Here is a 12909-nt window from a genome sequence, read left to right as displayed (position 1 = left end):
CTAGTAGCAGGGAATGTTTAAAATTTATTACGTCTTTCAGGCAGGCCTCCTCCTTTCAGTATCGCTGATTTTTCACTCGTGAACAGCCACACTCTTTTTCGGAGGCCTGATGATGGGCTCTGAATAGGAGTGATACCAATGAATATTTCGTTGACACAAGCTCTGCAGAGTTTTCTGCTGAGCAAAGATTTTTCTTTGATCAAAGAATTTTGTCTTTCTGCTCACCCAGCGATCGTTGCTGATTTTTTATCTTCCCTTGAGCCTCAGGAAATATGGTCGGTGCTCTCTGCTCTCGATCCTCATAAAAGAGCAGAGGTTTTTTGTCAGATCGATGAAGACAGCCAGGTTGCTTTGGCCAACCGCCTGTCCCGTCTTGACCTGGCGGCTCTTGTAACCGACATGTCTCCAGATGATAGAGCTGATCTATTCAGACTGTTGCCCCATGCCACCCAGGAAATGCTGCTTCCAGCCCTTGCCCAGGCAGAAAGGGATGATATCAGGCGACTTGTTTCATACGAAGAGGGAACGTGCGGATCTGTTATGACATCCGACTATGCGGCCCTGACAGAGGGAATAACAGTGGCACAGGCCATTGAGGAACTGCGCAAGGAGGCTCCTGATAGAGAAACCATTTATTACGTCTATATTTTAGGGGAGGATCGCAAACTTCTGGGCTTCGTCTCTCTAAAAGATCTCATAGTTTCTAATCCTGCTCTCAAGGTCTCAGATATTATGCATCGGGATCTTATTTTTGCCCATGTAACGGAAGACCAGGAAGAAGGGGCTCGAAAAATAGCAAAGTACGATCTTATTGCCCTGCCAGTTGTAAATGATGCGGGCTCACTGGTCGGAATTATTACCCATGACGATGCCATTGACATTATTAACCAGGAGCATACGGAAGACATTGAAAAACTCATGGCTATTGGCGGCCGCCACGAAGTGGCATCCTATTTGAAAACTCCGGCATTGGACCACTTTAAAAACAGGGTTCTATGGGTTGTTGGCTTGGCGGCCATCGGCCTTATATCGGGAATGGTAATTCATCGGTTTGAAGCCACATTGGCTCATTTTATGATTTTGGCTCTCTACCTTCCCATGCTTACAGATAGTGGGGGTAATACAGGAAGCCAGGCTGCCACGGTGATCATACGGGCCTTGGCATTGCGTGACCTCCACCTGGAGGATATTTTTAAAGTACTATTCAAGGAATTGAAAGTATCATTGATGCTGGGGGCCGTTCTTGGGGCGCTTTCTTATGGGAAGGTTCTGTTTTTATCAAGAAGCCTGGCTATTCCGGGAGATATGACCTTATCAATGATAGCTCTGGCTATAGCCCTTGCTCTGGCCATACAGGTGATAACATCCACCCTTATAGGGGCGGCTCTTCCCATGGGAGCGGCAGCCCTGGGGTGTGACCCGGCCATTGTTGCGAGTCCGGCCCTGACAACGATAGTTGATATTACCGGACTACTAATTTATTTTAATGTAGCTCGTTTTGTCTTAGGACTCTGATGTGGTGCCAGGTCTTGAATTTTTGCATACCCATAGGGGTACGCAAAAATTCAGGACCTGGCACCATTCAAAAGGGGGAAGGAGCATATGTCTTCTGTGGTTAAACGTTTTTTACATTACACTGCATTTGATACCCAGTCTGTGGAAGGGACTGGCCTTGTTCCCAGCTCTGGAGGGCAGTTTCTTCTCGCTCATGACGTGGCTGAAGAGATGAAAACAATGGGGATGATGGATGTTTCTGTAGATGGCCATGCCTATGTCATGGGAACACTTCCGGCCAATACTGCCAAAAAAAAAGTACCGACTGTTGGATTTATAGCCCATCTTGATACATCAACTGAAATATCCGGCGCCAATGTAAAGGCGAGAGTGGTCTCCAATTATGACGGGGGCGACATCTTGTTGAACGAAGAACAGAACGTGGTGCTGTCCCCAAAGGATTTCCCCGAGCTGGAAAGCTACAAGGGAGAAGACCTTATCGTTACAGATGGAACAACTCTTCTGGGTGTGGATGATAAGGGGGGAATGGCTCAAATAATGACGGCAGTGGAGTATCTTATTGCCCATCCAGAGATAGAACACGGGGCTGTTAAAATATGTTTCACTCCAGATGAAGAAATTGGGCACCAGGCCGCGTACCTTGACATAGAAGCCTTTGGCGCTGATTTCGCATACACTGTTGACGGCGGGCCTGTGGGGGAGTTGAACTATGAAACCTTTAACGGGGCGAAGGCTGTCATTACCATCCATGGCAGAAACGTTCATCCGGGAACGGCGAAGGGAAAAATGATAAATGCCGCTCTAATAGGGGCTGAATGCGTTTCGATGTTCCCCCAAAAGGAGACTCCTGCGGAAACAGAGAATTACGAGGGCTTTTACCATCTCCTCTCTTTCAGGGGGGATGTGGAGAAAGCTGAGCTTGAATATATTATTCGTGATCATGATGTGGAAAGGTTTGAAGAGCGTAAGGCCTTTGTAAAAGAGACAATTCTTAGTCTACAGCAGAAATATGGTTTTCGTGTTATAGGTTGTTCTCTGCGCGACCAATATTACAATATGGCGGGAAAGATCAGGGGGGCCATGTATATTGTTGAAATTGCTGAAAAGGCCATGAAAAAAGCGGGCGTGAATCCCACGGTGGTTCCTGTTCGCGGGGGAACTGACGGCTCAAGCCTTTCGCAGCGGGGCCTTTTAACTCCCAACCTTTTTACAGGCGGCCATAATTACCATGGGCGCTTTGAATACGTACCGGTATTTGCCCTTGAAAAAGGAGTAGAAGTGATAGTAAATATTATAGCAAACATCTGTGGTGCCAGGTCTTGAATTTGTGCATACGTACATGGGTATGCACAAATTCAAGACCTGGCACCATTTTTCGCTATGGCCTGAAGGGTTTTGAATATAAGGTCAACTCCAATGAAAAGAGACCTTTCGTCGAAGTCGAAATACTCGTTATGATGTCCGGCGGTGAGATTAGATCCCACTATTATATAGGTTGCCTGGCCGCCAAGGTTTTGAACCCGTTTCATCATCCACGTAGCGTCATCGCTGCCTTCTGCTGCGGCAGTTTTTTCTATTTCTGTTATTCCATCTACTTTAACGGCTTCATTGGCGATGATGTCTACTATTTTATTGCTGCTGCGTGCAGTCGTAGCTGCTCCTGTTTCATAGACGACACTTTCAACACCGTACATTTTAGCTGCTCCATCGATAATCTCCCTTGCTCTGCTGTACATATAGGTTTCTATTTCTTCAGTTGCTCCCCTTGTTTCCACTTTCATAAATGCATTGGGAGGAACGACGTTACGACCCTCTCCAGCTTGCAGCACTCCCACGTTTATACGGCTTATCCCTTTACCATGGGGTGCTATGGCATGCATGTTTAAAGCGGCAGCACAGGCGGCAAGAAGGGCGTTTCTTCCATTTTCAGGAGCGGCGCCGGCATGGGCGGAAACACCTGTATAGCGAACGTCAAACTTAGTAGTGCAGAGAAAACCTTGCGCTCCAGCAGTAACTTCGCCTGTTGGGTGGGACATGCCAAGGTGTATTGCGATAAAGTAGTCACAATCATCTAGAATGCCTTTGTCTGCCATGGCCTTAGCCCCTCTCACCCCTTCTTCCGCAGGCTGAAAGATAAGCTTGTATGTTCCTGTTAGAGAGTTGCTATGTTCTATAATAAGCTCGGCGATGCCTAGTCCCATGGCAGCGTGACCATCATGGCCGCATGCATGCATGGCTCCGTCATGTACCGAAGCAAAACCTTCTTTTACCGGGCGGTGGCCGGATCCTTTGTTTCTGTAATATCCACGGCGTCTAAATCGAAACGGAGCGCTACAGTGGGGCCAGATCGTTTCGTATCCAGAACCGCCATCACTCCGGGATGACGTTCCATTTTATCTATCCATTCTTTTATCGCCCCTTGCCGGATGGCTCTCCCTATGTGGTGGTCGATGATGTTTTCATCAGGTCTTCCCATAACTGAGGTGAAATCGAAGATGGAAGAACCAAAAAGTAGATCTTTATAGCCCATTTTGTAAAGATATTCAGCGATAAGTGATGCTGTCCTGAACTCAGACCAAGCTGTTTCGGGATATTTGTGAAAATCACGGCGATAAAAAAGCACTTTTTTTTCTAGTTCCTGAGAGATCACTATTACACCTCCGTAAGTAAAGAAATTGTCCTATCACGGCGATACAGTTAATCATACCTTTTAAATTTAAATTATGGTGTTTTCATATCTCTCGTCTATAATTATATTTATGATAGAAAGGGGGAAGGAAGAGGTGAAACTTACAAGTTCCAGTTTTAATCATGGAGAGATGATTCCCCGACATCACGGGCGAGGATTTGATAACAGCGCTCCCTCCCTGTGCTGGGAGGATGTACCAGTTGAAACTCGCACTTTCGCTCTTGTGTGCAGAGACCCCGATGCCCTTGCCGGTACATGGACACACTGGGTTGTTTATAATATTCCTGCTGAACGATGCTGCCTTCCGTCGGATCTGGGACGCGCTATCGAAACATCAGATGGCATACGACAGGGGCTGAATAGCTGGGGTGAGTCAGGGTATGATGGACCCCAACCGCCATCAGGTGTGCATCGTTATTATTTTACACTCTACGCCCTCGATGAGGAGCTTGATCTAAAGGGTGGAGCCCCATTGCATGTTCTTGAAGAGACTATGGAAGGGCATGTGCTTGCCAAAACTGAGCTGATGGGGCGTTTTAGTAAGTAGGCAGACCTTTAGGGGCTGCAGGTTGCCAGCATTTCAAAAGGCTGTTACAATACCTTTCGGCGGTCTTCTCCGGGAGATTCAGCCCTGTGCGGCGAAACACCGTGAACCCTGTCAGGCCCGGGAGGGAGCAGCAGTAAGCGGAGCGTTTTGGGTGCCACAGGAAGCTGGATCTCCCGGAGAAGACCGCTTTTATACGCAGCTTATTCTTCTTTTTCCTGCTCCTGGTCTTCTGTAAATACCATGCCGGCAGGAGCTATGTCGATGAGAGCCTCGAGGAGTTTTTCCAGGTTGCCAATGTCGGGATCCTTTGCTTCGTGGACGCATTGGTTAATGTAATTCTTCAATATCTCAATGCAAGCCTTCTGCATGGCCTTGCGTGCGGCAGAGAGCTGAAGAAGAACCTCATAGCAGGGTTTTTCTTCGATAATCATTCTCTGAATGCCGCGTAATTGGCCTTCTATGCGGCGCAATCTGTTGAGCATTGCTTTTCCGGTAGGAGACATGTTGTCCAGCTTGTTGATAAGGGAATTTTTAGTCATGGATTATCCTCCTTGAAACTATTGTTTAGTAACTTTACTCTCCAAACAATACAGGGTATACCCTTTTTCTGCAACAGTTGAAGGGCGTTCATAAAATGTGATATACTTTCCGTTGGCCCATATCACACACATAAACTGATGGAAGTGGGGGTGCCTTTGAGCTGCGAAGGTTCCACTTCCAAGGGATGTTTGTGGAGGGAATAAGAAACCAATTATGTAGGAGGGGTTATTATGTCAGTAGTAAGTATGAAGCAGCTTCTTGAGTGTGGCGTCCATTTCGGTCACCAGACGAGACGTTGGAATCCGAAGATGAAACCATACATCTTCACAGAGAGAAATGGCGTTTATATTATCGATTTGCAGAAAACTGTTCGGGGCCTTGAAAAAGCCTATGCTTTCGTTCGTGAGATAGCTCAGAATAATGGTTCTCTTCTCTTTGTCGGAACAAAACGACAGGCACAGGATACTATTCGTGAAGAGGCGGAGCGCAGCGGCCAGTACTTTATCAATCAGCGGTGGCTTGGCGGCCTTTTAACGAATTTCTCCACTATCCGCAAACGTGTAACCCGCATGGTAGAACTTCGTAAGATGGCGGCAGAAGATAATTGGAGCAATCTTCCTAAAAAAGAGGTTGCCCTTCTTAAAAAAGAGCTGGCTAAACTTGAGAAATATCTCAGTGGAATTGCCGGAATGAAAAATGTTCCCGATGCGCTGTTCCTCATTGACCCCCGGAGAGAGGAAATTGCCATTCTTGAAGCGAAGAAGTTGGGTATCCCCGTAATAGCTATTGTAGATACCAACTGTGATCCTGAAATGATAGATTACCCCATTCCCGGTAACGACGATGCGATTCGCGCAATTAAATTGATTTCTGGCCTTATGGCAGATGCCATGATCGAAGGCCGTCAGGGTGAAGATGCTGATGTAAAGAAAGTCGTTGAAGAAGGGGAAGAAGTGACGGATGAAGACATTATTTCCGTGCGAGAGCGGCTCCACGAAGTTTATGACGATACTGAAGAAGTAGAAGAATAATTAAGGGAGGACGTATTGAGCATGGCAGCGATTAGTGCATCTGCAGTAAAAGAACTAAGAGAGCGTACCGGAGCAGGTATGATGGATTGTAAACACGCTTTGGCAGAAACAAAGGGTGATATGGAAAAGGCGATTGACTATCTTCGTGAGAAGGGGATAGCAAAGGCTGCAAAGAAGGCAAGCCGCAGCGCCAAGGATGGAAGGGTCTTCTGTTATATTCATACCAATGCCAAGATTGCCTCAATGGTGGAGTTAAACTGTGAAACTGACTTTGTGGCGAAAACAGATGAGTTCCAGGAGCTTGGCCACGAGCTTGCGATGCAGGTGGCGGCTTCCGCGCCGTTGTTTGTTTCTTCAGAAGAAGTGCCTGAAGATGTTGTAGAAAGAGAAAAAGAAATTTATCGGCAGCAGGCTCTTGAAGAAGGCAAGCCTGCGAATATTGTGGACAGAATTGCTGAAGGAAAAGTGCAGAAGTATTTTGAAACATCATGCCTTCTTGATCAGGCCTATATTCGCGATGGCGATAAAAAAATAAACGATCTTATAATCGAACATATTGCTAAACTGGGTGAGAACATTAAAGTAGGACGAATCGCCCGTTTCGCGATCGGCGAGTAATAATTACAGGGGCGAGGCCAAAAGAGACCTCGCCTTTTTTTTGCCTTAATATTCTGTTGGAGGGGTATGCCATGGTAAAAAGGGTGTTGCTAAAACTCTCTGGAGAAGTATTGGCCGGCTCGAAAAGTTTCGGTCTTGATTTAGAAGCAATACATTCGATTTGTGAAGAAATTGCAGAAGTAGCACGTACGGGAGTAGAGATTGCCATGGTTGTTGGCGGCGGTAATATGCTTCGTGGCAGAGATGTTCAAACCATGGGCATAGAGAGAGCTCAGGCTGATTCTATGGGAATGCTGGCTACGGTCATAAACGCTCTGGCATTGCAGGATGTACTTGAAAAGCTGGGGGTGCCCACCCGGGTACAGACAGCCATTGAGATGAGGCAGCTAGCGGAGCCTTACATAAGAAGAAAGGCCATTCGGCACCTTGAAAAGGGACGGATTGTTATTTTTGCCGGGGGGACCGGGTCTCCTTATTTCTCCACAGATACGGCTGCTGCCCTACGGGCGGCGGAGGTTGACGCAGATTGTTTGTTGAAAGCGACGAAGGTAGATGGTATATATAGTGCGGATCCTGAAAAAAACCCCGATGCCGTGCTTTTGCATAAAATTACCTACATGGAAGCTCTAAAGCAGCAGCTCGAAATAATGGATGCGGCGGCTTTTTCCTTGTGTATGGAAAACCGTATTCCAATAGTGGTTCTTAATGTCCTTAAAAAAGGCAATTTACATAATTTTCTGGTTGATGGGAAAAAGATTGGAACAATAGTTTCGACAGGGGAGGAGGAAGTATACAGTGCCTAAAGAAGCTATAAAAACCATGAGTGAGAAAATGGAGAAGGTCATCGAGCATCTCAAAGAGGAATTTATCAGTATCAGAACAGGTAGAGCACACCCAGGTCTGGTAAACGACATCAGGGTTGACTACTATGGAAGCCAGACTCCCATTAAGCAGTTGGCGACAGTTTCCGTTCCTGAAGCGCGGCAAATTCTGATTGCTCCTTTTGATAGGTCTATTCTTAAAGGGATTGAAAAGGCCATTCAGGCATCTTCTCTTGGCATTAATCCCCAGAACGATGGAGAGAACATTCGTCTTACCCTTCCCGAACTAACAAAGGAACGGCGTATTGAGCTCTCTAAGGTTGTATCAAAATACGCTGAAGAGGCCAGGATCGCTGTTCGTAACATTCGAAGGGAAGTAAACGACACACTGAAAAAGATGGAGAAAGATTCTGTTATCAGCGAGGACGAACAGAGGAAATATACAAAAGATGTTCAGGATATAACAGACGACTTCATCAAAAAGATTGACGAAGTGCTTAAAGTGAAAGAAAAAGAAATTATTGAGGGAGACTAGCCACGATTCACTGTTTTTATTTCAAGGGCCCCCGTCGAGATACTGGATCGATCGACGGGGGCCCTTGTTATCCCTTTCAGTTTTGAAACCGCAACAGCTTAGTTGATAGCCAGTCTGTTAAAAGAATATCTCCTTGAGGATAAATACCACAAAGAGGAAGACCATCATGGGACTGATTTGATATTTGCGCCCGGTGAAAAACTTTACTATGACAAAACTGATTACTCCGAATTCGATTCCTGCCGCAATACTGTAGCTGAATGGCATAGTAAAAATAGCGATACAGGCTGGAACGAGGTCTGTCCACTCGGTAAAATCAAATTGTTTTAAGCTCATCATCATAAAGATGCCAACCATAACAAGGGCAGGGCCCGTAGCACAGGCGGGAACAATGGCAACTAATGGGCTGAAGAAGAGAGCTAAAATAAAAAGGACTGCCGTTACAAGAGCGGTGAGACCTGTCCGGCCTCCCTGTTCTACGCCGCTGGCGCTTTCTACATATGATGTAACTGTTGATGTTCCCAGAATGGCGCCGGCTGCGGTTCCAATAGCGTCGGCAAGAAGAGCTTCTTTTGCTCTGGGAAGGTTACCCTCGGCATCGAGCATTCCTGCTCTGTGGGTTACGCCTACAAGGGTTCCAACTGTGTCAAAGAAATCTACAAAGAAAAAGGTAAAGACAACTATCCAGAAGTTGGGGTTCAGAATAGAAGAAAAGTCAAGTTTTGCGAATATGGGGGCAATAGATGGCGGCATTGAAATGAGGCCGTTAGGCATGTTTGTAACACCTAGTGGGATACTTGCCGCAGTAATGATGAGTATGCCCCAGAGGATGGCTCCTCTGATTCGCCGGGCTTCCATGGTGACCATTATGAAGAAGCCGAGGATGGCTAAGAGGGCAGTGGGGGTTTTCAAATTGCCCATGCCCACCAGAACAGCATCGTTGTTAACAATAATGCCAGCGCTTTGAAGGCCGATAAATGTAATAAACAAGCCGATACCTGTAGAGATGCCTATCTTTAGGGATGTTGGGATGGCGTTGACCACTTCTTCGCGAAGACGTGTTAATGTAAGGAGTATGAAAATGACGCCTTCAGTGAATATGGCGGCCAAGGCGGTTTGCCAGCTGATCCCCATTCCAAGGACTACTCCGAAGGCAAAGAAGGCATTAAGCCCCATGCCTACTGAAAGAGCAATGGGGTAGTTGGCTAGGAATGCCATGAGAAGAGTGGCAAAAGCGCTTGCGAGGCATGTGGCGGTCATTACGGGACCGAAAGGCATTCCTGCACTTTCCATAATACTTGGATTGACGAAAATAATATACGCCATTGTCATAAAGGTCGTTATCCCCGCCAAAATTTCAGTACGCACGTCACTTCCTGCTTCCCGCACTTTAAAACGTTTTTCAAGCCATGAAGCCATGGTTTTACAACCTCCTGTTTCATTGTTTTAATATGATAAGAACAGTGGGAAGTATAATCCATACTTATATAAAATTCAATGAGCTAAAGTACATTTGTGTCATCAAACAGGATAACATCATCCCCAAAGGGGATAAAGAAATGTCTGACCAGTCAGCAGATATGGGCAAAGGTGAAAATGTGAAATATTTTACCTGCTAGAATATTATCATAACCTTTAGCGAATAATTAGGAGGTGGATTTATTGGCTTTGCCTAAAGTATATGTCACCCAAAGGATTTTAAAAGAGGGAATGGACCTTCTCAATGGACATGTGGATTATAAAATGTGGAGAGGGGAGGGAGCCCCAGATCGCGCAACTCTGTTACGGGAGGTTCAGGACGTGGAAGGGCTTCTTTCAATGCCGGCAAACGCAATTGACGACGAGCTTTTTTCCCATGCTCCAAAACTGAAAGTTGTGAGTCAGCACGCGGTAGGATTTGATAATATCGATATTGAAGCGGCAAAACGTCATGGGATCATGATCTGCAATACCCCTGATGTTTTAACTGACGCCACTGCTGATCTGGCTTTCACTTTGTTGTTGGCAGCAGCGCGCCGCCTCGTGGAGTGCAGCGAGTATTTGAGGAGAGGCCAGTGGACTACCTGGTATCCGGATATGTGGCTTGGAATGGATACAGCTGGCAAGAAACTTGGCATTGTGGGCTTTGGACAAATTGGGCAAGCAGTGGCCAGGCGGGCAAAGGGTTTTGGCATGTCCATCTGTTACTATAATCCATCAGCGAAGCCAGCGGCGGAAAAAGAGTTGGGAGCCCAGAGGGTTTCACTAGATAAATTGCTTCAAACGTCTGATTATGTGACCCTTCACTGCCCTTTGAAGGATGAAACGCGCAGTCTCATTGGAGAGCGAGAGCTGCGAATGATGAAACCTACAGCGATTCTGGTGAATACTTCCCGCGGCCTGGTGGTGGATCAAAAGGCCTTGTGTAAGGCTTTGTCAGAAAAATGGATATGGGCTGCAGGCCTCGATGTTTTTGCAAAGGAGCCGGTACCTTTGGACGAGCCCCTCCTTACCCTTCCGAACGTGACAGTTATGCCCCATATGGGAAGTGCCACGTACGATTCCAGGGGGGGCATGAGCCGCCTTGCCGCGCAAAACTTGATTGATGCCCTGGAAGGACGGCAACCGCTTTATGTGGTAAACCCATAATAATTAAAGGGCAGGGACTCTCTTTTTTGAGAAAGCTCCTGCCCCATCTTTTTTCACGCTATTTGCGAACCTATGGTTTCAGTTTATTTAATTTCCTCAAGAAATTCTTTGAGGCGCCCCATTCCCTCCGTAATTTCTTCTGTTGAGTTCGAATAGGAGATGCGCATATATCCAGGCACCATAAAGGCTGTTCCTGGTACGCCCGCTACATACTTGCTGTCGAGAAGGGCTGAGCAGAAAGAGCTATCATCTGTGATAAGTGTATTCCCGTGTTTTTTGCCAAAGGTCTTCTCTATATTGATCCATACATAGAAGGCGCCCTGAGGTTCCTGAAAGGTGATGAGCGGCATATCTTTAAGAAGACTGACAGCAAGGTCTTTCCGTTTGCTGAATTGACTGTGCATGGCGATTACATCATTGTTTGCCTCTCGAAGGGCTCCCACCGCCGCCCATTGGGCCACAGAACAGGCATTGGATGTAAGGTGCCCCTGAAAAGAACCCATAGTGGCTATTATCTCTGTGGGGCCGAGAGCATAGCCTATGCGCCAGCCAGTCATGGCGAAGGCCTTGCTTACGCCGTTTACGATGATGGTCAAATCTTTGGCTTCTGGGCAAAGATTGAGGATCTGGTGGTGTCTGGCATGGCCATAGACAAGGCGTTCATATATTTCGTCATAGATGATGACAATGTTTTTTTCCACGGCAAGTTCCGCGAGTCCTTTAAGGGTTTTCTCGTCGTAGACAGCGCCGGTAGGGTTGTTTGGCGTATTGAGCATCATGCATCGTGTTCGCGGAGTGATGGCTTGGCGTACTACGTCGAGGTTGGGAACATACCCGGTGCTTGATGTGTCTATGAGCACTTCTTTTCCTTCAAAAAGGCGAATCTGTTCCACATAGCTCACCCATGCCGGAGTAAAAACTAGAACTTCATCGCCTGGATCTACAATGCAGCCTAGGGCTTCATAGAGAAGAGGCTTGGCGCCTGCCCCTACAAGAACCTGATTGCTTTCGTATGTAAGTCCAAAGTGATTCTTGTAGTATGAACATACAGCTTCCTTAAGTTCAGGAATGCCTGCTGCGGGGGTGTAGTGGGTTTGCTCTCTTTCCATTGCCTCTTCTGCATATCGCAGAGCCGAAGAAGGAGAAGGAAAATCCGGTTCACCGGCACCAAAGGAAATTATAGGTTTTCCCTCCCGTTTGAGTGCTTTAGCCTTTGCTGTGACAACAAGGGTCGCGGAGGGTTCCATTCTCTTTGCCCGTTGGGAAATATGCATAGAATATCAACTCCTGATTTTTATAGTAAGTCACTGTATAGGATATTATACTGGTCTCTGCTTCTTAAGTCAGCCAGTGCTTGTTTATTGCTCATATCATGGGGCAATGTTAGAATAAACAGGAATAGAGCAAGATTGGAGGGATGTATATGGACGTACGCTTTGTAGCACGAAATGCTGTAATTGACGACGAGCTCAGAAGTTACATGAGGGAGAAGGTTTCGAAATTAGGCAAGTTTTTTAACCGGATCCTTGATAACCAAGTGCTTGTGAGTTTCGGTCGCGGGATGCACAACGTTGAAATTACCTCCAACGCGAATGGTGTGATTATGCGAAGCGAGGAGAGTGCTCCTGATATGCGAAAAGCCTTTGACAAGGCTTTGAAGAATATTGAGCGTCAGATCAAACGGCATAACGATTATCTCAAAGACAGGGCCCTGTTGCGGACCCGTGATATATCCTTTAATCTCGAGGGCTTTGTGGAAACTGAGCCGTTGCTCCCAGCGGAAGAAGAGATAGTGAAGACCAAACGGTTTCCTCTTCGTCCTATGACGGCCAAAGAGGCGACAATGCAGATGGAGCTTCTGGGCCATGAGTTCTTTCTTTTCAAAAACGTAGAGACTGGTTTAGTTAATGTGGTGTATAAAAGGAAAAACGGTGGTTTTGGACTGATCGAGCCTTTAGAGTAACAACTGAAAGGTTTTCTGTGAA

Annotated in this window: 14 protein-coding genes and 1 other RNA gene; 10 read left to right on the top strand and 5 right to left on the bottom strand. The window is 46.6% G+C overall.

The genetic code is table 11. The annotated features are described in order from the left end of the window. Nucleotides 1-138: 138 nt before the first annotated feature. A complete protein-coding gene (gene mgtE / locus AMICO_RS06080) occupies nucleotides 139-1515 on the top strand; it encodes a magnesium transporter (protein WP_013048579.1) in 1377 nt (458 codons plus the stop codon). A gap of 87 nt (nucleotides 1516-1602) precedes the next feature. After that, nucleotides 1603-2838 carry a peptidase T gene (gene pepT / locus AMICO_RS06075; RefSeq protein ID WP_013048578.1) on the top strand — a complete coding sequence of 412 codons (1236 nt, stop codon included), beginning with the start codon at nucleotides 1603-1605 and terminating at the stop codon, nucleotides 2836-2838. A gap of 32 nt (nucleotides 2839-2870) precedes the next feature. Here the strand turns inward: pepT and AMICO_RS06070 are convergent, their stop codons facing one another. Together AMICO_RS06070 and AMICO_RS10385 are read right to left on the bottom strand one after the other, a co-directional pair. Beyond that, nucleotides 2871-3749 carry an amidohydrolase gene (locus tag AMICO_RS06070; protein ID WP_274531978.1) on the bottom strand — a complete coding sequence of 293 codons (879 nt, stop codon included), beginning with the start codon at nucleotides 3747-3749 and terminating at the stop codon, nucleotides 2871-2873. A gap of 32 nt (nucleotides 3750-3781) precedes the next feature. Then, on the bottom strand, nucleotides 3782-4165 hold the full coding sequence (locus AMICO_RS10385; RefSeq protein WP_274531977.1) for a zinc-binding metallopeptidase family protein: 384 nt from the start codon (nucleotides 4163-4165) through the stop codon (nucleotides 3782-3784). 133 nt (nucleotides 4166-4298) lie between these two features. Here AMICO_RS10385 and AMICO_RS06065 point away from each other — a divergent pair, with 133 nt between their 5' ends. Continuing rightward, the gene (locus AMICO_RS06065) at nucleotides 4299-4751 is read left to right on the top strand and encodes a YbhB/YbcL family Raf kinase inhibitor-like protein (protein ID WP_013048577.1); all 453 of its coding nucleotides are present in this window, start codon (nucleotides 4299-4301) and stop codon (nucleotides 4749-4751) included. 75 nt (nucleotides 4752-4826) lie between these two features. After that, nucleotides 4827-4925: signal recognition particle sRNA small type (gene ffs, locus AMICO_RS10055), an RNA gene on the top strand. Between the two features lie 26 nt (nucleotides 4926-4951). On the opposite strand, the gene AMICO_RS06055 is transcribed toward ffs, so the two are convergent. Next, nucleotides 4952-5290, bottom strand: coding sequence for a metal-sensitive transcriptional regulator (locus AMICO_RS06055; RefSeq protein ID WP_013048576.1), 339 nt, complete (start codon nucleotides 5288-5290; stop codon nucleotides 4952-4954). Between the two features lie 231 nt (nucleotides 5291-5521). On the opposite strand from AMICO_RS06055, the gene rpsB reads away from it, so the two are divergent. The 4 genes from rpsB to frr all read left to right on the top strand — a co-directional run bounded on the left by rpsB (nucleotide 5522) and on the right by frr (nucleotide 8296). Further along, complete coding sequence (rpsB, locus tag AMICO_RS06050) at nucleotides 5522-6322, top strand: 30S ribosomal protein S2 (RefSeq protein WP_013048575.1); 801 nt, start codon at nucleotides 5522-5524, stop codon at nucleotides 6320-6322. Between the two features lie 21 nt (nucleotides 6323-6343). Further along, a complete protein-coding gene (tsf, locus tag AMICO_RS06045; protein WP_013048574.1) occupies nucleotides 6344-6940 on the top strand; it encodes a translation elongation factor Ts in 597 nt (198 codons plus the stop codon). A gap of 71 nt (nucleotides 6941-7011) precedes the next feature. Beyond that, nucleotides 7012-7743 carry a UMP kinase gene (gene pyrH / locus AMICO_RS06040; protein WP_013048573.1) on the top strand — a complete coding sequence of 244 codons (732 nt, stop codon included), beginning with the start codon at nucleotides 7012-7014 and terminating at the stop codon, nucleotides 7741-7743. Continuing rightward, on the top strand, nucleotides 7736-8296 hold the full coding sequence (frr, locus tag AMICO_RS06035) for a ribosome recycling factor (RefSeq protein WP_013048572.1): 561 nt from the start codon (nucleotides 7736-7738) through the stop codon (nucleotides 8294-8296). Before pyrH ends, frr begins: the two co-directional genes overlap by 8 nt. A 117-nt stretch (nucleotides 8297-8413) precedes the next feature. Here the strand turns inward: frr and AMICO_RS06030 are convergent, their stop codons facing one another. Beyond that, nucleotides 8414-9715, bottom strand: a complete 1302-nt coding sequence (locus AMICO_RS06030; RefSeq protein WP_013048571.1) for an NCS2 family permease — start codon at nucleotides 9713-9715, stop codon at nucleotides 8414-8416. A gap of 243 nt (nucleotides 9716-9958) precedes the next feature. On the opposite strand from AMICO_RS06030, the gene AMICO_RS06025 reads away from it, so the two are divergent. Then, on the top strand, nucleotides 9959-10924 hold the full coding sequence (locus AMICO_RS06025; protein ID WP_013048570.1) for a 2-hydroxyacid dehydrogenase: 966 nt from the start codon (nucleotides 9959-9961) through the stop codon (nucleotides 10922-10924). An 83-nt stretch (nucleotides 10925-11007) separates the two neighbouring features. Here AMICO_RS06025 and AMICO_RS06020 read toward each other — a convergent pair whose 3' ends face one another. Further along, on the bottom strand, nucleotides 11008-12198 hold the full coding sequence (locus AMICO_RS06020; RefSeq protein ID WP_013048569.1) for a pyridoxal phosphate-dependent aminotransferase: 1191 nt from the start codon (nucleotides 12196-12198) through the stop codon (nucleotides 11008-11010). 149 nt (nucleotides 12199-12347) lie between these two features. Between AMICO_RS06020 and hpf the strand changes: the two genes are divergently transcribed. Next, nucleotides 12348-12887 carry a ribosome hibernation-promoting factor, HPF/YfiA family gene (gene hpf, locus AMICO_RS06015; protein ID WP_013048568.1) on the top strand — a complete coding sequence of 180 codons (540 nt, stop codon included), beginning with the start codon at nucleotides 12348-12350 and terminating at the stop codon, nucleotides 12885-12887. The last annotated feature ends 22 nt before the right edge of the window (nucleotides 12888-12909 follow it).

It is taken from the genome of Aminobacterium colombiense DSM 12261 (assembly GCF_000025885.1).
Lineage (GTDB): Bacteria > Synergistota > Synergistia > Synergistales > Aminobacteriaceae > Aminobacterium > Aminobacterium colombiense.
The sequence above is the reverse complement of the archived record's forward strand: the minus strand, read 5'-3'. Positions and strand labels throughout refer to the sequence as shown.

Bases quoted from the DNA above. Each gene is read 5' to 3' on its own strand.
- mgtE (WP_013048579.1), top strand. From the start codon at position 139: ATGAATATTTCGTTGACACAAGCTCTGCAGAGTTTTCTGCTGAGCAAA.
- pepT (WP_013048578.1), top strand. From the start codon at position 1,603: ATGTCTTCTGTGGTTAAACGTTTTTTACATTACACTGCATTTGATACC.
- AMICO_RS06070 (WP_274531978.1), bottom strand. From the start codon at position 3,749: ATGCATGCATGCGGCCATGATGGTCACGCTGCCATGGGACTAGGCATC.
- AMICO_RS06055 (WP_013048576.1), bottom strand. From the start codon at position 5,290: ATGACTAAAAATTCCCTTATCAACAAGCTGGACAACATGTCTCCTACC.
- rpsB (WP_013048575.1), top strand. From the start codon at position 5,522: ATGTCAGTAGTAAGTATGAAGCAGCTTCTTGAGTGTGGCGTCCATTTC.
- tsf (WP_013048574.1), top strand. From the start codon at position 6,344: ATGGCAGCGATTAGTGCATCTGCAGTAAAAGAACTAAGAGAGCGTACC.
- pyrH (WP_013048573.1), top strand. From the start codon at position 7,012: ATGGTAAAAAGGGTGTTGCTAAAACTCTCTGGAGAAGTATTGGCCGGC.
- AMICO_RS06030 (WP_013048571.1), bottom strand. From the start codon at position 9,715: ATGGCTTCATGGCTTGAAAAACGTTTTAAAGTGCGGGAAGCAGGAAGT.
- AMICO_RS06020 (WP_013048569.1), bottom strand. From the start codon at position 12,198: ATGCATATTTCCCAACGGGCAAAGAGAATGGAACCCTCCGCGACCCTT.
- hpf (WP_013048568.1), top strand. From the start codon at position 12,348: ATGGACGTACGCTTTGTAGCACGAAATGCTGTAATTGACGACGAGCTC.